This window comes from Methanospirillum sp. (assembly GCF_035406105.1).
In the GTDB taxonomy this organism is placed as follows: Archaea; Halobacteriota; Methanomicrobia; order Methanomicrobiales; family Methanospirillaceae; genus Methanospirillum.
Genome location: NZ_DAONKG010000013.1, coordinates 1 through 20,767 on the forward strand (window position 1 = coordinate 1; position 20,767 = coordinate 20,767).

The 20,767-nt window shown below is 36.1% G+C and carries 23 protein-coding genes; 6 read left to right on the plus strand and 17 right to left on the minus strand.

Going from position 1 to position 20,767, the window contains the following annotated elements:
* The coding region (locus PLA23_RS01405) for an RNA-guided endonuclease InsQ/TnpB family protein (protein ID WP_324473696.1) at positions 1-1,192 on the minus strand (1,192 nt) is incomplete at its 3' end.
* 349 nt (positions 1,193-1,541) lie between these two features.
* Between PLA23_RS01405 and PLA23_RS01410 the strand changes: the two genes are divergently transcribed.
* On the plus strand, positions 1,542-1,877 hold the full coding sequence (locus tag PLA23_RS01410; protein WP_324330661.1) for a hypothetical protein: 336 nt from the start codon (positions 1,542-1,544) through the stop codon (positions 1,875-1,877).
* 26 nt (positions 1,878-1,903) lie between these two features.
* On the plus strand, positions 1,904-2,662 hold the full coding sequence (locus tag PLA23_RS01415) for a metallophosphoesterase (RefSeq protein WP_324473698.1): 759 nt from the start codon (positions 1,904-1,906) through the stop codon (positions 2,660-2,662).
* 44 nt (positions 2,663-2,706) lie between these two features.
* Here the strand turns inward: PLA23_RS01415 and PLA23_RS01420 are convergent, their stop codons facing one another.
* From PLA23_RS01420 to dcd, 8 genes are all read right to left on the minus strand, one after another.
* On the minus strand, positions 2,707-3,216 hold the full coding sequence (locus tag PLA23_RS01420; RefSeq protein ID WP_324330665.1) for a hypothetical protein: 510 nt from the start codon (positions 3,214-3,216) through the stop codon (positions 2,707-2,709).
* 14 nt (positions 3,217-3,230) lie between these two features.
* Positions 3,231-4,391: a hypothetical protein gene (locus tag PLA23_RS01425; protein ID WP_324330667.1), complete on the minus strand. Its 1,161-nt coding sequence runs from the start codon at positions 4,389-4,391 to the stop codon at positions 3,231-3,233.
* A 59-nt stretch (positions 4,392-4,450) separates the two neighbouring features.
* Complete coding sequence (locus PLA23_RS01430) at positions 4,451-5,143, minus strand: ERCC4 domain-containing protein (RefSeq protein WP_324330672.1); 693 nt, start codon at positions 5,141-5,143, stop codon at positions 4,451-4,453.
* An 18-nt stretch (positions 5,144-5,161) separates the two neighbouring features.
* Complete coding sequence (locus PLA23_RS01435) at positions 5,162-5,464, minus strand: hypothetical protein (protein ID WP_324330669.1); 303 nt, start codon at positions 5,462-5,464, stop codon at positions 5,162-5,164.
* Positions 5,465-5,528: 64 nt separating this feature from the next.
* Positions 5,529-6,164 (minus strand): hypothetical protein, encoded by a 636-nt coding sequence (locus PLA23_RS01440; protein WP_324473700.1) that lies wholly within the window; start codon positions 6,162-6,164, stop codon positions 5,529-5,531.
* On the minus strand, positions 6,165-6,632 hold the full coding sequence (locus PLA23_RS01445; RefSeq protein WP_324473702.1) for a hypothetical protein: 468 nt from the start codon (positions 6,630-6,632) through the stop codon (positions 6,165-6,167).
* 464 nt (positions 6,633-7,096) lie between these two features.
* Positions 7,097-7,456, minus strand: coding sequence for an S-adenosylmethionine decarboxylase (gene speD / locus PLA23_RS01450; protein ID WP_324331862.1), 360 nt, complete (start codon positions 7,454-7,456; stop codon positions 7,097-7,099).
* A gap of 224 nt (positions 7,457-7,680) precedes the next feature.
* On the minus strand, positions 7,681-8,229 hold the full coding sequence (gene dcd, locus PLA23_RS01455) for a dCTP deaminase (protein ID WP_324331861.1): 549 nt from the start codon (positions 8,227-8,229) through the stop codon (positions 7,681-7,683).
* A 409-nt stretch (positions 8,230-8,638) separates the two neighbouring features.
* On the opposite strand from dcd, the gene PLA23_RS01460 reads away from it, so the two are divergent.
* The 4 genes from PLA23_RS01460 to PLA23_RS01475 all read left to right on the plus strand — a co-directional run bounded on the left by PLA23_RS01460 (position 8,639) and on the right by PLA23_RS01475 (position 10,847).
* Positions 8,639-8,800 (plus strand): hypothetical protein, encoded by a 162-nt coding sequence (locus PLA23_RS01460; RefSeq protein WP_324331860.1) that lies wholly within the window; start codon positions 8,639-8,641, stop codon positions 8,798-8,800.
* 25 nt (positions 8,801-8,825) lie between these two features.
* Positions 8,826-9,719, plus strand: a complete 894-nt coding sequence (locus PLA23_RS01465; RefSeq protein WP_324473703.1) for a hypothetical protein — start codon at positions 8,826-8,828, stop codon at positions 9,717-9,719.
* Positions 9,720-9,801: 82 nt separating this feature from the next.
* Positions 9,802-10,044 carry a hypothetical protein gene (locus PLA23_RS01470; protein ID WP_324329259.1) on the plus strand — a complete coding sequence of 81 codons (243 nt, stop codon included), beginning with the start codon at positions 9,802-9,804 and terminating at the stop codon, positions 10,042-10,044.
* Positions 10,045-10,406: 362 nt separating this feature from the next.
* Positions 10,407-10,847 carry a DNA N-6-adenine-methyltransferase gene (locus tag PLA23_RS01475; protein WP_324329260.1) on the plus strand — a complete coding sequence of 147 codons (441 nt, stop codon included), beginning with the start codon at positions 10,407-10,409 and terminating at the stop codon, positions 10,845-10,847.
* 251 nt (positions 10,848-11,098) lie between these two features.
* Here PLA23_RS01475 and PLA23_RS13750 read toward each other — a convergent pair whose 3' ends face one another.
* The 8 genes from PLA23_RS13750 to PLA23_RS01510 form a co-directional block, all read right to left on the minus strand.
* A complete protein-coding gene (locus PLA23_RS13750; protein WP_502883586.1) occupies positions 11,099-11,383 on the minus strand; it encodes a cysteine-rich small domain-containing protein in 285 nt (94 codons plus the stop codon).
* Between the two features lie 37 nt (positions 11,384-11,420).
* Positions 11,421-14,900 (minus strand): ribonucleotide reductase barrel domain-containing protein, encoded by a 3,480-nt coding sequence (locus PLA23_RS01480; RefSeq protein WP_324329261.1) that lies wholly within the window; start codon positions 14,898-14,900, stop codon positions 11,421-11,423.
* Between the two features lie 789 nt (positions 14,901-15,689).
* Complete coding sequence (locus PLA23_RS01485; protein ID WP_324329263.1) at positions 15,690-16,181, minus strand: hypothetical protein; 492 nt, start codon at positions 16,179-16,181, stop codon at positions 15,690-15,692.
* A gap of 18 nt (positions 16,182-16,199) precedes the next feature.
* On the minus strand, positions 16,200-18,176 hold the full coding sequence (locus PLA23_RS01490; RefSeq protein ID WP_324329264.1) for a glycosyltransferase: 1,977 nt from the start codon (positions 18,174-18,176) through the stop codon (positions 16,200-16,202).
* Positions 18,177-18,204: 28 nt separating this feature from the next.
* A complete protein-coding gene (locus PLA23_RS01495; RefSeq protein WP_324329265.1) occupies positions 18,205-19,104 on the minus strand; it encodes a glycosyltransferase family 2 protein in 900 nt (299 codons plus the stop codon).
* A 100-nt stretch (positions 19,105-19,204) separates the two neighbouring features.
* Positions 19,205-19,882: a beta clamp domain-containing protein gene (locus PLA23_RS01500; protein WP_324329266.1), complete on the minus strand. Its 678-nt coding sequence runs from the start codon at positions 19,880-19,882 to the stop codon at positions 19,205-19,207.
* A gap of 223 nt (positions 19,883-20,105) precedes the next feature.
* On the minus strand, positions 20,106-20,552 hold the full coding sequence (locus PLA23_RS01505) for an HNH endonuclease (RefSeq protein WP_324473705.1): 447 nt from the start codon (positions 20,550-20,552) through the stop codon (positions 20,106-20,108).
* A gap of 13 nt (positions 20,553-20,565) precedes the next feature.
* A partial coding sequence (locus PLA23_RS01510) for a thymidylate synthase family protein (protein ID WP_324473706.1) occupies positions 20,566-20,767 on the minus strand: 202 nt, incomplete at its 5' end.

A 20,767-nucleotide genomic window follows, 5' to 3' on the forward strand; every position in this document is an offset into this window, starting at 1 on the left:
CAATTATCTGTTTTACAACAGAATCACTGGATACTTTACGTAATATGTTCAATGCACCGTTTACATCAGCATTGATGAGTTTTCCACATTTGGACTGGAACAATCCGCGTTTCTTACGATTATTAGATTCTGGTTTCCCAATAGGATTAAGAACCAATGCATCAGTCTGTGAAGTATAACTTTCATCTACAAGATGAAATGTAATCCCTGCTAATTTGCATTTGGCTTCTAGTTTGGACTTGAACTTGCCCCAAGGTGTTTGACAAATAACTTGGTTATTTCGTCTACCTAAGTTGGATTCTTGTTTGATCCCTTTGATCTCACCGATCACTAAATGACCAATATCATGAGTTTTACAGTATTCGACTATCGAATGAACTGTTTTGTTCATGAAATCGTTGATCTGCCTATCCCGTTTCAACCAGAGTTTAGCAATCTTGTTAGTAACCTTTTGAATTCCTTGTTTATCCTTAATACTTTGATATTTACTGATCTCTTTGTTGTAGTATCGGTTCAATGACTTTAAATACTTCCCATCATAAATGATGGGAGTCCCGACTACATTGTCTACACATGTAGCAAAATTGTTGATTCCGAGATCAATACTCATCCAATTATCTTGGTTTAAACTGGGTTCTTCCTTGACTTCATATACCCATTCAGACTTATAGAACTTACCTCCATGAACTGGAAGGATACGGAGTTCAATTAATTGGTTTGGGTTGATATGAGCAGGAATAGGAATACGGAACTCTCCTCTCTTGAGGTTATGTTCTTTACGGAATGCTGTAGAAGTAGGTAACAATACAGATCCATTTCTGCAAGATAGGTGTGCTTTTGGAAAGATCAAAGCAAATCTACCGTTTTTAGGCAAGTAGTGAGGCAGATTAACCTTTGCTTGATAATAACCTCGATCCTGTTTCTTCTTCAAAGAAATAAAGGATTTCATTGATCGTTCAACCACCTGTAGCGTATTCTGTGCAGCATCATTAGGTAGTTGGGAATAATTCTTGTTATCCTTGCAGATCTCTCTACACTCTCGGAATTTCAGCAATGTTTCATTGTTGAAATAATACTGTCTTGACATGTATAATCCATAATTATACATGTTTTTGGAGAGAAATGACAAAGTATCAACTATCTTATACTGCTCTTTGGATAACCTCAAAACATTACAAGTAGTTTGATACATTATTCAGATATATATTATCAGAACAAGTATTTATAACTTTGTGCAATTCCTCACACGACTAAAGTCGCGTGGCTCCTTGCACAAGAGATCCTGAAAGTAAAAAGACGTGCTTCTGGTTAAAAAATTTGCCAAAACTTGAACCTACATGCATTTTGGATAAACCTGCATGTGGATACTGGAATAATCAGACTACATCTGGTCAGAATAAATTAGGACCATCTAAAAACAGATGGAAAGATCGAAGCCGGACATATCAAGGCATTGCCAATGCCATGGCTGAACAATGGGGATAATATTATAATAAATATCTTGAAAACATATAAATAAAATGAATTAAAAATATAAAGTTATGTCATTAACTACTTATAGATACAGACAAGGAGATACAGTACCATTTATTTATTATATTGAAGAATTTAATGTTGATAAACAAACTCTTATTCCAATAGACCTGACAAACAAGGATGTTAAGATTTCCATTATAAATATAGAAACCGGAGAACAGATAATAACACGTGAACCCTGTGATATTCTGAATCCGCATGATGGTCAGATTGAGTATTCATTCCCGACCAACCCTGCATTATCTGCCGGAATGTACAACATCAAATTCACTGTTATAGATGCAACCGGAAAAGAAGCAACGTTTCCGGAATGGGAAAACCAGTATCTCCACATATTCTAACATTTTAAAATCAGGTGGTCTGCTTCATGAAAAAAATCCTATGTATTTCTGATTTACATTGTGGTTCATTAAACGGCCTCATTCCATACAACTTCACCGATGATATAAATAATGAGTTGTTTATCTTAAATGATGTCCAAAGATATCTGTTTCAACAATGGATTCATATGTGCAATACCATACAAAATATTGATTACTGTATTGTTTGTGGTGATCTTGTAGACGGAGCAAATTATGGAGAGAAAGGAAAAGGACAGATAACTACAGATATTTATACACAGGCAAAAATGGCCTGTCATTTGTTAAAAATGATCGATACAAAAAACTTTGTCATCGTTGACGGAAGCGGATATCACGTTGGTCAGGAAATATCAGGTGATATGCTGGTCGCCGATATGCTCAATGGTCATTTTGGTAATCCTGATATCGAACTTACCTGTGAATCCATTACATTTCATATCAGACATCATGAACAATGGAGCAGAGATCCCGGAGGACGACATACCGCTGCCCGAAAAGAAGCAAATGTATCAGTGTTACAAAATGAAAAGATTGATGTGTTTATTCGAGGCCACATCCACAGTTTTAATTACAACGGAGATAAACGAAATATGACAGTGATACTTCCTGCATGGAAAGGTCCGGACAAATTCCAGAGGAAAAAATACATGGAGATACCAGATAACGGATATGTCGTATTTACTGTAAATAACAATATATACAACTGGGAACAAACAATCTTCAATATACCAAAAGAGTTATTTAGAAAACAGATTATAATTTAAATTTATTTAATTTAATTTAACTTAATCTATTCCAGTTTTAATTTTCAGAATCCAAGATAATTTTCAATATATTTAACAACATTTTTCTGCTTATCAGACATTTCACGCAACTGAAATATCGTAAATATAACATTCTTAATGTTTATATCAGGATTTAACTCTTTGATTCGCCTTATTTCATCAGCACACCGATCCTCAACATTTATAAGAGTTAAATTATAAAATTCAATCTTTCGTGCAATCTTCTTTATTAACGCATCAACCTCTTTTGAATCCCTGTATGACTGAATTTCATGCTCAAGATACTTTAGTTTTTCCTGTAACACTTCACGATTCAGGATTTTGTATCCAAGTTCCTGTAGTAATTTCTCAATCTCGGCATCCTCATCGATTATCCTTCGTTGCATCTCATCCTTAATATATCCGTTAACCAGATCATACTGCTCGTTATTTGCCAGCCGTTCGGCGAGATACCAAATCAGACGTGCAGGATTTGAAAATCCCTTTTCCTTAAGTTTTTTCAATGCCCGATAATTAACCAGATCATTTCCCATATTTCTGTAACTGTTCAGGAGTCATCAATTAACACAATCTTTCCGTTTTTCATTGCAATCATTCCGTACTTGATCATCTCAACCAGTTTATTATGAAGATTGCTGATTGACATCTGATAGGTACTTGACGCCTTATTTAATAATGTACGGGTAATCTCATATTGTCCTTCTTCATTAAGATACCCGTTGTCCTTGATTAATGTCTGAATCTGTAATAAATCAGGACCATTAATAACACTCTTCCTCCACTGATGCTGTAATCGTATCATCTGCTGCACCAACGGATCTTCAACCTTTAAAACGATATGCTCAGATGCACCATACCGGGCCAGATGATATCCAAGAATAATCCTGTCATAACTGGTCATATCATACGTTTCCAAACCCAGCTCTTCATATAACTCAAATATACTATCGTCATAATCAATTCGTTGGATCTTCTGGAATTCTGATGCCCACATCTGAATAATATGCGATAAGCGCTCTCTATCACCATCCTCATTCTTAATATTCTTTGATTTCCATATGGCACGCCTTAATTCCCTCTTTAAATTCTCATCAGGCACATTTACAAGAAAACATAATCTTCGTCCAAGACCTCTCTGGATATCGTATCGTGCCGGCTGAATCCCAGCCCACAATGTAAAGTTTGTATCATATTCAATGTTTCCACCAGCAACAGACTTTGCAATATGCCCGTGATCCAACGCAGCAAGCAACTGGGTATCCATCTGATTGTTAAAAGAAGAACGAAGAGCATCTGTAATCCCACTGAATTCATCAATCATAATGATACCATTCGAAAACCGATGAGCCTCACCTTCACGGGTTACACTTCTGCCATTCTGCATGGTAATTGTTCCAACCAATGCTGCTTCATTCATATTTTGTCGTGAAACAATCTGAATCCCAGCATTGTGAAATACACCAACACCCTCTCCCCCGAGCATTGACAATGTATATGATTTCATCCCGCCGGGTGGTGCTATAAAAACAAGATGAAGCCTTAAATTAGGAATTCGTTTCGATTCCCAATATATCTGACGCTCTTTATTCATCAAATTAAATACATGCATGGCATATGATGCAACATAAAATGGTGCATATACATCATGGCATAACATTCCCCGGCTCTCCAGTTCACGAAGAACAATATCCATTATATCAACCGACATATAAAGCGCCCTCCTTTTATATAATACGAAATACAGACCGGGTATGAAACCCAACAAATTCATAACCAGTCTTCAGATGTACCGTTTAATATTGCCTTAATTTGTTTTGCTTTAACTTTTCCAATACCTTCAACCTTCATTATTTCTTTTTCAGATAAACCAGAGATATAAACCAGATTAGTTCCATATTTTTCACGAAGAGCAAACCATTGTTTTTTACTTATGTTTAATAATCGTGCTGCCAAAGTATTAACGTTTCGAACCTTTGGTATATCAGTCTCGTCATCACATACCTTTCTCATAATTCGTATCATCCGTCTGATACCACCTTTATCAGAATAATCAATTAGTACTCTGATGTTATCACGAACCAGCAGACTTGATATACCACCGTCAATCAAATCCATATTAATCGGATTACCCTGCCTTCTCATATACTCGGCAAATGCATTATGATCTCCTGTAATCAGATATAATACAACACAATCCGCCTGACATACACTGATTTTGTCAACCTGATTCCGCATCCGGTTTGAAATTTTTCCATTTTTCAACGTTTTTGTCCGGACCATGGAATCATAAAAATCACCAATCTGTTTCCGTTCAACAAGAACCCGTTTTTTACCATTATCACACATTGCGAGATAGTCACCCTCATCGAGTTTCTCGCGAATAAAAGTAATATCAGGAAATGTCCTGCATAAATATTCAAAAAGATCCAAGGGTTCCCGTGTATCAACTATAACCTTCAGGCTACAACCCCCTGATAATCAAAAACTCCCTTTAAATGAACCAACTACCCGTTTTACCATTACAAACTTTGTATAATTATCAGCCCATGCGGGCCAGTCACCATTCTCACGAATCCTATCCATAATATACTTCAATGGATTGCAATCTTCAAGATCCTCCATACTTTCCGATTCGTATATATCATCATAATCCATGTTTAAATCAGGAGGGATAAAATCATTAACAGCCATCGAAAATACTTTCTGATTCAGATAATCACCTGGTTTTCCACGCATTACATGAACCAGATATAAATCAACGGTTTCTGATACTTCAACCATATACAATTTATTTAAAACTCATATTATATAAAAAGTGTGTTAAAATAAAATCAAATTATCAATGTTACTTTTTAAAATTTCGACGTTTCTTTTTTCGTCTGATCGGGTTTACTTTCTTTCTATTCTCAAGATTCAAAATCTCTTCATCATCTATACCATTATCAACATCAATCTTATTTGTGATATTCTGATCAATCCACTTATAAATATCTTTTCCCGGCATCTGTTCACTATTAAACTCTTCCGGACCTTTATCCTGATTATCAGTACTCCAGTGAGCACCCGGAATATATGCCGGATGATACTGAATCCGATAATACGATGAACTATGTGTATTTGTACCCATCATCCTGTTATAATAACATAATTTTCTATGCCACCATGGATGTGTCGCAATCAGATACATAAACCATTTCATTAAGTTTCTAAATGCAATATAATTCGGATTATCATGTTCAGGTTCCCAGATATCCACCTGAGTCAAGATATCACGGATAATAAACAAATCAGTAGCACGATAATACCGTTTGAATCCTTCCAATGTCTGACACTGTATAGCCATGTCATTAATTAATAAATCGGAGATAACTACCTTGCTTAAAAAGTCGATAATCGGATCAACCCGAAGATGTGGTGGAACTTCCTGCGCATTTTCAGTATTTTGTGTTGTATTCCGGGTATTCTCAATATTCTCCATCATTTAATACATACCTCCGTACATTGCATTTGAAAATTTTCCACGGGATCTTGGAAACCACCTGTCAGGACTGAATTGTACGTCATCTTCCCATTTTGCATGATCCACATACAAAAATATCAGTGCCCAGTTTACGGAATGCCGATAAAACTGATTCTCCTGATATTTCTTAATTACATGAATAAACATCCATGCGATCCACCGTTTTGTCCGTTTCCGCTTATCATTCATCTTCCACCATTTATACACACCTATTAACAATTTGGTATAATCTCCCCATGGATCATCCTGAACACATTTGAACTTCTTATAATTCTTTATAACATATGTAATGACACCACCAATCCGTTCAAAATATGCAGAATCATTCCGATATAAGGCAAGAACAAGAAGAATCATTTTTCGTGCAACTTTCTTTTCCTCATCACTCGGTTTGAATTTCTCGTATATCTCAAAATAATTATCAGTCATACTTTTAAGAAACATCTCATTCTTAACAACCCTACCGTCACCCTTCTCATAATATGCCAAAGATTCATTCAACGGCATATCCAGAACATAATTCAAACATGAACCTTCCGATTTCGGATCTTCATCAATCATCCGACGCAGATTATCCTTTACCTTAATGTGAAAATCATATGCAACTTCATCTATCCACAAACCATCATTAAGCCTCATTAATCTTATATATTAAAAAATAGAGTATATAAATGTTTCCAAATAATTTAATAAAATAACTAATAATCCCTCAGATGTTTATCGTATAAATCCTCAAAAATATATTCAGGATAAATCTCATACCTCCGTGCTAACTCCATAATTCCATTATACATGTTACTGATATCTCTACGGTAGTCACTGGTAGCATAACGTGCGTATGACATAATACCCGTTATGTATTACCCATTTAAAAAAGTTATAATAAAATAAATTTAATCAAAAATTCCCCGGTTTTCCACAACATACGTGACACGTTGTGCACCAAAAAACTCACGGGTAAATGTTACTGCCTCATCAACATCATAATCCTTGCAACTAAATATATTAATAAATGCAGAATTTGTATCCTCGGCAAAATGTGCAGTTATATTCGAGGTTTCAATCAACTGAACCAGCGTATATCCAATTTTATCATCTTTTCCAAAATGCACAACTACAGGATCGCCATAGGGAATCATTCGCAGTATATCAACCAATTTTCTTGAATACTCCTTTATTCTTTCAGGATCTCTTATAATCGCTCCATTACAATCATACAAATCAATAATTGTTTCAATTCCCCAAGAATCCATAGCACTAATCGCTGTTTACACCTTTTAAAAATTATGCAAAAAGTATTATATACTTTGAAAAACCAACAGGTATGTGCACACACACAACAGGAGGTTGAACATCTTCCTTCTTCAATCTCTTGTTGAGAGGGTTTTCCGGTGTTGTGTTGTTTGAACCTGTTCTGATGATGTTTTCAGACACAATCAGCGTTTTTGAATAATATCGATGTTTTAAAAAAGAATGATTAGTTTTTATAATACATGGAACATGTAGCGCCTTTCTGTCCGTTGTATTTTGATGTTTTCTTTACATTATATGGGACTTTGCACGATTCTGTTTTGTTAAATGCGAGTTGTCCGATTGTCATTTCAGGGAACAATTTAATCGGATCGGGATAAACCAATGACAATTCCAAAGTTATCTCACCATGAAATCCAGCATCAATCCATCCGCCCGTCTGGTGAAGTACGAGACCCCATCTGGCTAATGATGATTTGCCTTCGAGTTGCGCCCTGATACAATCCGTTAAATGAATCGTTTCAAGGGTCGTAGCAAGGATAAAATCACCCGGCCTTATAATTATATAGTCTGAAGGTTTTGATAACTGTATAACCTCTCCATTCTGCTTATCAGTTTTGGGATTCATAACATTATTGGTTTTGATACATCGGATAAAATGATATCCAAGTCTTATATCGAGAGAATTAGGATTTATAAGTTTTTCATCGAATGGTTCAACAGAGATCAATTTTTTGTGAATTGCATCAAGAATCTGATAATCAACAAGCTCCATACATATACGTTAATTTCTATTACATTTATATATTTTTATGAAATAGACCATAATAAACCATGGTCAATCTTACATTGACCAATGAACAGATAATAAAAGTTAAATGAATTTGTTTAACTTTGAATGATGAAACGGGTTACACGTTTGATTAACATGTTTATAAATTTAAATAAAAATAGTTAACACAATCTTTATATAATATATGGGAACAGGATTAATTCCGTTTCCCATCATATATCCGTCTTTCCGGATTGCCAACACATTTTCAAGAACACATATTTAGTCACATCATGGGGTTTACACATGATATGCCACTACTATATTTGTTTTCTTTTTATAAGAATGTATCATTCATTGATATCAATCTTTATACGATGGTAATAACATCATAATTTATATTGAGGAAATAATGATGACTGCAACAGACAAAAATAAAGTTACCGGCAAGAACTCTGATTTTATTGCGGAGTGGGAAAACAAAAAAGCAGAGAATGACGCGATTCATAAAAAAGCCGCTGCGTTCATGAAGAAAGTCTGTGTTTTTGCAAAAGAAAAAGTTACGGGCAAGTAAAATACCCGACTTTCTGGTGATTATAATGAGATACAATCATATCATTTCTTTAGTTTTATGCTGTCTGTTTATCGTTCCGATTCTGGCAGCATCAACCACAACAGTATATGCAAGTGGTGGCAGCATATCATATAGTCATGTTGTATCCATGGAACGTGCCAATGACAAGTTAAACTGGCCTGTGTTTGGTGCAAACAACACAGGGAGTCCGTATGTATATGACGGGAGTCAGACCAGCGTTCTGACACTTGGCAGATCCAGCATGAAGCGTGAGTCCAAGGTTGATCAGTCAACAAGTAATTTCTATGCAGCACAGAGCGCAGTAGCAGGTGATTCCATGATCAATGCCGAGGACACCGCCGGTATGATGAACATCCAGCCAAATGTCCCTGAACAGATGTGCGACAGCGAAGGATTCCTCTCCGGAACAGGTGCTGCATCAGGTAATTACCCGGTCAGTGAATCGTATGAAGGCAGAACCGGTGTGATCATTCATGGTGGTGGTGTGTATGAGAGTGAGGTTGGACTGAATGATGCAACGGTGCATTTGTCAGGAGCATCAGACATCGTTACCAAGGGATACCTCTATGGCAACACCCATTCGACATCCATGAAAGGATTTGACAAGAATGCAACTGATCTGAATCTGAAGACATCCGAGGATGTGAACTACATCGGTCGGACTGCAACTGCAGATGGTTCTGAAGAGGAGTTCCACGGAACTTTCACCAGTGATTACACCACGGTAACTGATGCTTACAACGAGATGATCGAGATCATTGCAAAGAAGAATCAGGCAACCGTAACATCCATCAGCGCAGGACGCGTCAATGAAACCATCAACGAAACAGAATTAATTAATGAAACAGAAATAATTAATGAAACAGAAATAATCAATAATGCAACAACAACAGAATAATATCAGATTGAATACAGATTAAAATCATTACATTTTTATTTTTCGCATTACATTTATATACCAGTATTTTCAACTATTTAATATGGTTAAGCAATATGAAGATGGTTATTTTATTAATGGCCAATGGTTTGAAGGAATATACAAGAGTCAGAAACCGGAGCACCTGACCGAACCACATCAGATTTATATACCAAATACTGAAGTAAAACTGGTAAAACAGGAATACGAATATTATGATGAACCAGAATACAACATGCTTTTGTTTATTGCAGCATTACTATTATTTTTTATCGGAATTGGAATTACTGTGATAACATTAATATAACCCCAACATTTCTTTTGATTTACACATCATTCACAAAGATAATGCAGCATTTTTATTAGAATCGTCAAAACGGTACAGATTTTGCTCTGTATAGAAAATGCTGGAAACATCCCCGAAACAGAAGGGAGGGAGAAAGACCTTCTGTTTCGTTTGTGTGGGGGAATACAATATATGTTGTTTCACATATTTAATGCTTGTCCTCTATGAACGGATGGGAAGGGAATGTTGATCAATGGAGTGCGTCATTGATCACTCTATATGTTATTATTTAAAGTATTTAAATGTTTCTTACTCGTCTTTTTATATAATGATAATGAAATAATGTGGATATGAATACCGATGTGTTATTCAGCAGTAAAATCATGACGTATTCCACACCACAGTGGCTGTTTGATATTGTTAATAGTGAGTTTAACTTTACGCTTGATGCATGTGCCGATGAGACAAACCATAAATGTGAAAGGTATTTTTCAATAGATGATAATGGACTGATTCAGGACTGGTCAGGTGAGACGGTCTGGATTAACCCACCGTATGGCAGGGATCAGAAATCGTGGATAATAAAGGCGCATGAAGAATTTGTTGCCCATGATGTGACATCTGTTCTTCTGATTCCGGCTCGGGTTGACACTGCAATCTTCCATGATGTTATATTTCCGTATGCATCGCAGATCCGGTTTATCAGGGGAAGACTGAAATTCAGCGGGCATCAGAATTCAGCTCCATTTCCAAGTTGTCTTGTTATATTTGACAAAACAAAAGGATATAAAAACAGGTTTGAATGGGTAACATTCAGGAATTAATTTATTTCTTCGAATACATGAGATGATTTCTCATGCTTTTTATTTGTTTCATTCATTAAGTCGAGTACCCATAGATCGAATTCACTTACTTCATCGCAATAATTAATTTTCCACATGGTAACATCACCAGTCATGCATATAATCAGGTGTTTCTGAATGATCCAGCAAACATATAATGTATAATTCAGTAATTAACATTGTAACAAGTATAATTATCGAAATTAGCACCTCCCGTCTGACATATCTATTGTTTATTTTGTTAATTTATATAAATTTTCTTTGATAACTTTTTTGATAAATTGTTTGTCATGGACACGGTCACAAAATGAACAGTCCTTGATCCCGGTATCTGTATACACAGGATTTCCTCCGCAGTTCTGTTCATGATATAACGGACAGAAGCAAAAGATACAGTATATGTCTTTGTGGGTATGATGACATCGTTTACAAATTGAGTTATCCTGAAGATACAGATTTTTGGTTGTTTCAAGTATTCTGTCAAGATGAACATCAAGGATCTCTTCAAATGACTTCATAAAAATATTTTGTGTTTATATCAGATAAATTGTTTTATCAAAAGCATTTACTGTAACCGCAGGATGGACAGCTTTTACATCCTTCTGAAAAGTTCAGAATTCCACCACAATCCGGACATGTGATCTTTGTCTGTGAAATATTTGTTGATACTGCTGGTTTTTCGGGAATAACGTCATCCTTTGGCGGGGCATCATCACATGGATACTCATATAATATTTTTCCAAGGATATCCGGACATGATTTCCCGTCAGACTTCGGATTTTTCAATGCTGCCGAACACTTCACACCGGTAAGGACTTTCCGGATGTCCCAGAGCGGGATTCCCCAGCGAAGTGCAAGTGCTGTAAGTTCTGCGAGTGCCTGTGTCAGTGCATCACATCCGCCTTTGTTTACGATTGTGACACTGTGTGGTTTGTTATCCATTTCTCCGATAGCAATCATCATATGGCCACAGCCACTGGTTCGCTTGTACATTGCGGCAGGGCTGTCGCGTGGTGTCTTGGGAAGGATACGGCCATTTGATTTGACCAGTTTGTACTTGACCGGGTTGGTTATCTCAACAACCTTTACCAGTTCATTCTCTTTTTTGCTTGCATTGGTCTCGAGCACCACATCAGTCCGAGATCCCTCACGATACACCGTCAGTCCCTTGCATCCCGATTCCCATGCATACCTGATGATCTCCTTCATCTCATCAACGGTTGTATCATGTGGTAGGTTCACTGTCTTACTAATACTGTTATGAATGTGTTTCTGGAACGCAGCAAGCACGTCAACATGTTCCTTCCATGAGACATCCTTTGCACTGACGAATATGTTTTTTGTGTAAGCATCTACAAGCGGGCAGTTCTGAACAGTACCATGTTCAAACATCCAGTTGATAATCTCATCATATTTGTCTTTGTAGTGCTGTCTAATATGTGCATCAAATAATGTATGTACCTGTTTAAACGTGACTTTCTCACCACTGGTCCATGTCGAGCGGTTCACAACATATGCAAAGTTCGGTTCTATGCCACTCGAACATCCTGCAAACAATGATATGCTTCCTGTTGGTGCAATAAGTGTTACAACAGCATTGCGCATTGGAATGCCATTATGATCCCATGTTGAGCCTTTGTATGCCGGGAACGTGCCTCTCTCTTTTGCAAGTCCGGATGATGCAGCAATCGCCTGTTCATCGAACCATTTCATAAATTTATGAGTAAACTCAATACATTCATCTGAACCATATCGTATACCAAGTTTTATAAGCAGATCAGCATATCCCATGATTCCAAGACCGATCTTTCTGGTCAGATATGTTGCATCCCTGATTTTGTCAGTTGGATATTCATTTACCTCAATACAGTTATCCAGAAACTTCACACCAAGTTCAATGGCATTATTAAGTCCCGTGTAATTTATGGTTCCATCGTTCCCAATAAATTTACTGACATCAATCGAACCAAGGACACATGACTCATTCGGATACAGAAATGTCTCTGAACACGGATTTGAACCGTATAATGGTCCCAGCAACGGAGTCGGATTGTTTGAATTGATGTTATCAAAGAATTGCAGACCTGGTTCTCCGTTCTTCCACATTCCTTCTGCTATCAAATTGTATATTTCAGGATCTGGATTTTTCATGAACTCGTCATTAATGAGCACACTGATATTGAAGTTTGATATCTCACCTTCTTTATGTTTACACGTGATGAATTCCTTGATATCCTTGTGCCAGACCGATAACGATCCCATATTTGCGCCACGTCTCTTGTTATGAACAACAATTCCGTTTGCAACATAATTGTGATCAAATGTCTCTATATCAACTGTATAGCATCGATCAGACGAGATATCAGATATCTTTGAGAATATAAACTCATCAGACAAGAGGTCTTCGTGTAATACATCGTTTGACAACTCATGAAGACTGCCACATATCTGCACTATTCTGTTTCGTGAAGGATTCCTGTCACCTCTGATATACCGTTCAATTTCCTTTGCATACGCTGGATTACTGGTTCTATCACGTCCTCCTTCGGGATGATAATGTTTCTTTAAGATACACCCTATGTATGGTACAATAAGATCATGTGTACTTATGTCAGAACGGAGTTTGCTCTGTTTCCTCGTCTGTATATATCCAATTTTATCTCTGAACTTTTCAAGACCTGTCTTATCGCAAACACGCAGTGTATATATGGTTCTGGTTCCATAAGAACCGTTTTCTTTTGCATTTGTCTTGTCCTGATATCTTTTTATGGTAAAAATACCAACTGACTGGAACAGTATTTGCAGATCATCAATCAGACGTTCTGATGTTACACCGATAACCGGATACCCATCACTATGAACATGGCCATCACATGACATCACTCCTCTTATAAATGCACAAATAACAGATTCCGGAGACTTAAATATCAGTTCAGGAACAAAAGATTCAGGAGATCCGTTTTTGTAAAATCCACATGATTTCCACCATTCAGCAAACACTATGTTCCTACATGAATAATTTGTTGATCTGTCAATGTTATCCGGTTTTCTGTATGTTGAGAAATGCATATTATATTTGTTGCCTATGCGAATCAGTTCATCTGATACTTCATGATCTTTGTCTCCTATACATATGTTAAATGATGCATCATTCGACATTGATCCGTTGGCCATATACATACCAATCAGAAGGGCAAGATCCTCTTCAAGATATACAGGCAGCGACAGATTTAGGTTTGTATTGAAGTGTCTGTTTTCCAGTACAGGCAATGGTAATCTGACATATTCAGTTACAATCTGTCTGCCGCGTTTTATCACAAGATAATCATCCTTTGTTATATCTCCTGCTTCTTTGTATTCAAGTGTACCATCAGGCATGACAACCAAAATCTGATGATCCCTTGTGCATTTAATGTTGTATCCATGTTTTGTCTTGATATGCAGAACATCTGCTATTCCATTATCCATTGATAAACTAGCAGAGCAGAATCCATCTTTTGATGCAACGACCTCCTGAATCGGGTTATCTGCCATTGGGGGACAGTTTAATAATTCTCCGATCTTAATAACACCACGTTCAGTCTGGATGCGGGTATCTGCACTGACGCATCCACCCTGAAGAATCACGTTTGTCATGGCGTCATATGCTTTCAGGAACGATACAGGACCACTTGCAATGCCATTGGTACTCTTTACAAGAGAGCCTTTAGGACGGATATTTCCAAAAAAGAAGCCCGTACCTCCGCCTTTCGCCTGAATACACATTGCGTCTGTCAGCGTATTTCCGATTCCTTTCAAGTCATCCGGAACATCCAGAACGAAACAAGCAAATAACATTGGTATTGATGTTCCTGCATTCATCAGACACGGGCTGTTCGGAATAAACTTACGGTTGTTTATGATATCAAAGAATGCATCACGTTCATCTTTATTTGTACCGATAAAATCGGCGACACGTCTGCACACATCTTCCCATGATGATTCACCCGGCTGATAATAACGCTCTCTCAAAACATGCTCAACAATATTGTCCATGCATTAATTATTTGACTTAAAAATATTTAATATATCCTTTTTGATAAATTATACTCTGGTTTTCCGGCAATTGATACTGTTATATTTAATTAAAGCATTCCACCATGTTTCTGATATATAATCAACCGGATATGAGAGCAGATATCCTGATTCGAAATTATCCATCATGTACATACCGCAATGTCTACAATATATATGACATAGTTTCATCATGGACTCATAATTAACGTTTTTTAATGACTGAACACCATCAATCAGATTGAATGCCCTGATATGAACATTGCTGTTGCAACATGGCAGATAACCATGATGACTATACATTAAACCGCAGTCATATAAAACATGGCATGCCCGTTTGTTCATTGGAAACCCGACATCCTGCGGACTGACATAAAATGCATGATGATGCGAATGATCCGGATTTTTCTGGTATTCAATCCAGTCCGGAAACTCATACGGGATGATGCAGTTACTTCGCGTCCAGAACTGACAGGACGGATTAAACACATGATATTCATACAATATATTTATGATTTCGGGTAATTGCGGGTGAACGGTAGGTTCCCCTCCCATAATCCCGATTCTTTCCCACTGATAATTTAATTCAATGGACTCATCAACGAATTTCCTGATTTTATCCAGACTGATCATAACATCGCTTTTGAAGATATTGCAGCCGCGGACACATGAAACGCATGCCAGATTGCACGATTCCGTAATATCAATCTCAATTTTATGCAGATACATCTGCATCTCTTCATCAGTCAACTCAAAATCCTTCATTTAAATCTACCCTATAATTTGATATCTGATATCAATCGATGTATCAGTCTGGTTCCAATAAATTACACGAAGTATATTATTCAGATACCATGCAACCGGCTCTGGTATACCATTATCATTATCTGAATAATATAAAATTTCATTTATAATTTCTAATTTACATTTTCTATAAGTTCCAAACTTATTAAATATTGATAATATACCACCAAGCCTGACTAATGGCAAACATTTGTTGATTATTCTATAAGGTTCATTAATATAATTAAATACATTATATAAGTAAATGATATCATAAAGATATGAACCATATAAATTTCTCAATTTATTTAATTGATGTATATTTATAAAAGTTGTATAAATCAGATTTTTCTGAATACCGTAATGTAGTACTGATGGACTTTCATCAGATATAAAAAGAATTTTCGATCCTGTATGATTTAGCAACCAATCGGGATATCCCGGCAAATCATCAGATTCATCAATCTTATTTTTAATCATGTTAATCCAATATCAGAATCAGAATATTTTTTTCAGAATTTTATATCCGACAAAATATGCAATCTTAAAAAACATTTTGTTGTTTTTTATAAAGTCAATGACTCCCTTTATTTCATTGTCATAACAGGAATTCAGAATCATCCCATATAACTTGAATAAGTCCGGATTTTCCAGATATTTCAGATTATGTTTATACATATTTGTATGATTGATTTTTGAAGAATGGCCCGACTTCAATGCTCTGTAATCCACAAGAACCATGGGTATTACATCCATATTACAGTTCAAATTAACCATTTTGTTCCACATTGCCCAGTCTACGATAATACCACGGGTATCCGGGAACTTTATCTCTTTTATCTTTGATGTTTTATAAATTGCACAGGCATCCCCGTATACATTTTCAACAGGAAGGAGTTCCTTAATTGGTCCAACTGGATAGTAAATTTGATCCCAGTCACCGAATGCATCATTGTATGAAGTCAGGACATCGACATCCGGATTGTTGTATGCTGCGTTAATATATGTCTGAACCATATCAGGTCTGAACAGATTGTCTCCATCGATCTGAATAAAATAATCGGTGTTAATCAGGTCCAGTCCCTGATTCAGTGCATTCCCGACACTGATATGGTTACCTTTGAATATCATGAACTGAAACGGATAATGTGACAATAATGATTTTAAATACTCGGACTCTTCCGGATCGCTGTCATCGATAACTATTAATTCAAAATTTTTGTATGACTGATGTACCAGACTGTCCAATGTTTCCTTGATATATTTTGAACCATTCCGGTATGGCATTAGTAATGTAACCGGTTTCTGATATGATTCAAACAAACTCAAATCAGATTCCTGTATAATCCTGCTATAAAACCTTATTATGTCATCATGATTTGCAATGACATCAAGATTGTCCTGTAAATACTGGATATATGATGACCATGTCTCCGTATCAATTGTATATGCCCGTTGTAACAATTGTGACAGATCAGATAAATCAGAAGATATGATATTTTTTAACAGTCCGATCATCTCCGGAATCCCACCAGTATTTACTGTTACAAATGGAATTCCTGCCCTAATACACTCAATAATGGTTGTCGGGTAGTTATCCAGTCTTGACGGGATAACGGCAAATTTTGCATGATTTGCCACATATTTTAATGCATCATCACGTGTTGAACCTGTATAAAATGAAACATTATAACCATACAACATCTCTTTAATCATCTGTTTGGATAACGAAGCAGACATTCCAACAAAAGTAACCGGGATATCCGGATTCAGTGTTTTTACAGCATCAATAAACTCAAGGACTCCTTTTCGTTCTTCCAATCTGCCAAAAAATACAATTTCATTCTGATTGCTGAATTCATACCGGACTGCATTATCGTTAATCGGATTTCTGACAAGGAGTATATCACGTGAAGTTCCGTATTTGTCACGTGTATACTGGATCATATGTTCGGAAGGAGATAATACGATATCTGCATTTTCTATACAGTATTTATCAATGTAGTCACGAATCGTATCGTCCTTACTAAACACATTATGCATTCCCTCAATATGCCATGACAAATATCCATGCATCTTTACCACTAATATTGTATTCTGAAATTCACCACAATACTTTTTCATTCTGAGTGGAACAAATGCACTCCCGGTAAATTCAGGGAATTCTATAATATCAAAACATATATTTAATGATTTTATAGCATTGTATATCAGATGGGATCTTCGTAGTATCCAATGTGCTGAATTTAACTTATACGTCCTGTCCTTATATACATCTTCTACAAAATAAACATTGATTCCACGTGATGTATAATATTCATCGATATGTTTGCAGGTGATCTTACGCTCAACCAGTATTGAAACATCAAATCCTTCACTCTTTAACAGATATGATATTTCACGGACATATGTTCCAATTCCGCTGTTAATAGTATTTCCATCAATATCCTCGGTAACAAACAAAACTGAAGTCATTTTTAAATTCACCATCATATTAAATTCATCATATTAAATTCATCATATTAAGTAATCTGATGTAATAATAATCCTGAATCCATGCAGGAGCCTGAATTTTATTAATTCTAAACACTGCTTTTAACAATGTTTTGAAATACCATGGTATCCACCACGAAAACAGATGAAATGTATAATTACTTTTTGAAATGTAATATATATGACCGGCACCATACATCAATGTCATTAAAATCCGTTTTTTAAATCCGAAGTAATTGATAACCGCGTGTAATGAATTTTTCAGTGCAAATTTATTTCGTGTATACGGAGATTTGAAAAAGTCTGATTTCGGATGTCTGACCAGACAATCGTGCAGATATACTATGGAATAACCATGAATATAAGCACGAATTGAAATATCCAGTTCATTCCCATATATTTTCAAAGATTCATCATACCAGTGCAGATCATTTCCGATATCACGACGAAATAATGCTGCTGCTCCGCAGAATTCTGGTACACATCGTTTATTGTTTAAAATTGTATATTCAGTATTATTTACAACATGAAATGCAACAGCGAAGACCTGTGCATTGTCAGGCTCTTCCATATACTCAACAGATTTGGATATTGCCGTATTACTTATAAGTGCTGCATCATCATCAAGAATCAGAACGTATTTGCCGGACGCACTGTAGAATGCAAGATTAATGGTTTCCAGTGCGGAATGATCCGAATGGACCATGCGTTTATATATTATCGGGACAGAACTGGTTAATTTTAAATATTCGCAATATGTTTCTGTCCCATCAAAAGATGCATTATCTATGATTACAATTTCGAGATTTCTATAATCCTGACTTAAAATACTGCTTATACAGGAACGTAAATCCGATACCCTGTTCCATGTTGATATACAGCATGAAACCAATGGTAATTGTAAATGCATAAATATAATTAATTATTGTATCATAAAAATGTTATGGAAAATGAATAAATAGAAATGAATGTAATTATGAATTAAAAGAACCGGGATAAAAATAAGATGTTTAATCTTCTATTCTTGGGGCAATCCAGTAAGATATGGAAAATCCCGGTTTATTTAAATTGATGATGATTGGAACGTCCTTGCCAACGCGAATGCTGACTTCATCAAAGTATTTCATTACTTTGATTACCATGTTGATATAGTTGAATCCAAATACTGATTTTACAGGAATTTCATCAGATTCCAATACATTCTCATAAGTATTTTCAATGGAATTTGAACTGTTTGTAACAATTAAGGTTTTTCCCTCACCTTTAAACAGGATGTCTTCTTCCCGTTCACTAACCTTCAGCATTTCCTTTATTAAATCATGTGGGATAACTGCTTTCACCCCCTCGAACTTTGGAACCGGGAGTTCCGGAAGTACCAGTGCATCCACCTTTGGATCTTTTAAAACCGGAGATTTGTATTTGGTTATACCCGCCTGAAACACCAGTGTCTCTGCCGACCAGTATACAGTTACACTATCTTTAATAGTTTTTAAATTATCAAGGGAGATAGTGGCACTACAGGTATTTTCAACTGGTAGTTCCATAAAACTTGAAATTATGAAGGCATTTGTCACGTCCTTCATCTGCACCTTTATTCCGTTCTGATTAAAATCGATATGAACATCCTCAAATAACGCAAGGGTTTCATACCATTCCTTAAAATTTGTTATTTCAGTAATTCGTATCATGCATAACACACACAGGATTTATCTTCGGTTTTTCGAATCTCACCATGCTTTTCGCAATACAGATATTCGGTATCATGTATCGGTTTCAGATATTTACATGATTCGCATGTTGAGCCAGATCTTGCTTTTTTATTCCGGTTATAACCACAATGATGACATTCCGGTTTTCCGGTTAAATGATTCAGCATCATGTAATTCTGACACTTCGGGCATCGTTTTTTACTCATGTTCGGAGCCACCTGATAAACATGTATAATGAATCTGTATTTTTTGCATACCATTCGGTATGACAGGCATCACATAATACAATCCCGTTATGGACATCCCACATCTCCTCGTTTGTTTTACACACTGATCTTGGTATGATATGATGACATGTCAAATTGACTGTTGATTTACAACGCTGACACATATAATTATCACGAAGCATTATTGCCTCTTTCCATTCCTTTTCCCTTGGTTTATCCATTAAAATATCAAGAACCCGCTTACATGTAATAATATCCCCGTGTATCCGGTTTTTCTGGGATTCTATACCTTCTATATGCCTGTTAATCCACTGTTTTATCCTTGTCTTTTCGCATTCCAATGAAGAGATGGTTTCATCACAAACTTTTACCATATCTTCCAGTGTATCAATCTTTTTAATCAGAATTTCAAGATCGGACATGATTTCACTGATATTATCGTTGGGTAATCTGCTTACAATAGTCTATGTTATACCAGTAGATATGTGGTCTGGCTGAATCCAGAATCATACGTTTTGGTTGTTCATTTATCATACTGGCAACATACGTTCCTGTATACTTGAGTCCCTGCAGATTATATATTAATGCCTGATAAAAATCATGGCTTCTGAATAACACCTTGATTACAAATTCATAT

Coding starts and splice junctions, on each gene's coding strand:
- PLA23_RS01410 (WP_324330661.1), top strand. CDS start 1,542: ATGTCATTAACTACTTATAGATACAGACAAGGAGATACAGTACCATTT.
- PLA23_RS01415 (WP_324473698.1), top strand. CDS start 1,904: ATGAAAAAAATCCTATGTATTTCTGATTTACATTGTGGTTCATTAAAC.
- PLA23_RS01420 (WP_324330665.1), bottom strand. CDS start 3,216: ATGGGAAATGATCTGGTTAATTATCGGGCATTGAAAAAACTTAAGGAA.
- PLA23_RS01425 (WP_324330667.1), bottom strand. CDS start 4,391: ATGTCGGTTGATATAATGGATATTGTTCTTCGTGAACTGGAGAGCCGG.
- PLA23_RS01435 (WP_324330669.1), bottom strand. CDS start 5,464: ATGGTTGAAGTATCAGAAACCGTTGATTTATATCTGGTTCATGTAATG.
- PLA23_RS01440 (WP_324473700.1), bottom strand. CDS start 6,164: ATGATGGAGAATATTGAGAATACCCGGAATACAACACAAAATACTGAA.
- PLA23_RS01445 (WP_324473702.1), bottom strand. CDS start 6,632: ATGACTGATAATTATTTTGAGATATACGAGAAATTCAAACCGAGTGAT.
- speD (WP_324331862.1), bottom strand. CDS start 7,456: ATGGATTCTTGGGGAATTGAAACAATTATTGATTTGTATGATTGTAAT.
- dcd (WP_324331861.1), bottom strand. CDS start 8,229: ATGGAGCTTGTTGATTATCAGATTCTTGATGCAATTCACAAAAAATTG.
- PLA23_RS01460 (WP_324331860.1), top strand. CDS start 8,639: ATGATGACTGCAACAGACAAAAATAAAGTTACCGGCAAGAACTCTGAT.
- PLA23_RS01465 (WP_324473703.1), top strand. CDS start 8,826: ATGAGATACAATCATATCATTTCTTTAGTTTTATGCTGTCTGTTTATC.
- PLA23_RS01470 (WP_324329259.1), top strand. CDS start 9,802: ATGGTTAAGCAATATGAAGATGGTTATTTTATTAATGGCCAATGGTTT.
- PLA23_RS01475 (WP_324329260.1), top strand. CDS start 10,407: ATGACGTATTCCACACCACAGTGGCTGTTTGATATTGTTAATAGTGAG.
- PLA23_RS13750 (WP_502883586.1), bottom strand. CDS start 11,383: ATGAAGTCATTTGAAGAGATCCTTGATGTTCATCTTGACAGAATACTT.
- PLA23_RS01480 (WP_324329261.1), bottom strand. CDS start 14,900: ATGGACAATATTGTTGAGCATGTTTTGAGAGAGCGTTATTATCAGCCG.
- PLA23_RS01485 (WP_324329263.1), bottom strand. CDS start 16,181: ATGATTAAAAATAAGATTGATGAATCTGATGATTTGCCGGGATATCCC.
- PLA23_RS01490 (WP_324329264.1), bottom strand. CDS start 18,176: ATGACTTCAGTTTTGTTTGTTACCGAGGATATTGATGGAAATACTATT.
- PLA23_RS01495 (WP_324329265.1), bottom strand. CDS start 19,104: ATGCATTTACAATTACCATTGGTTTCATGCTGTATATCAACATGGAAC.
- PLA23_RS01500 (WP_324329266.1), bottom strand. CDS start 19,882: ATGATACGAATTACTGAAATAACAAATTTTAAGGAATGGTATGAAACC.
- PLA23_RS01505 (WP_324473705.1), bottom strand. CDS start 20,552: ATGTCCGATCTTGAAATTCTGATTAAAAAGATTGATACACTGGAAGAT.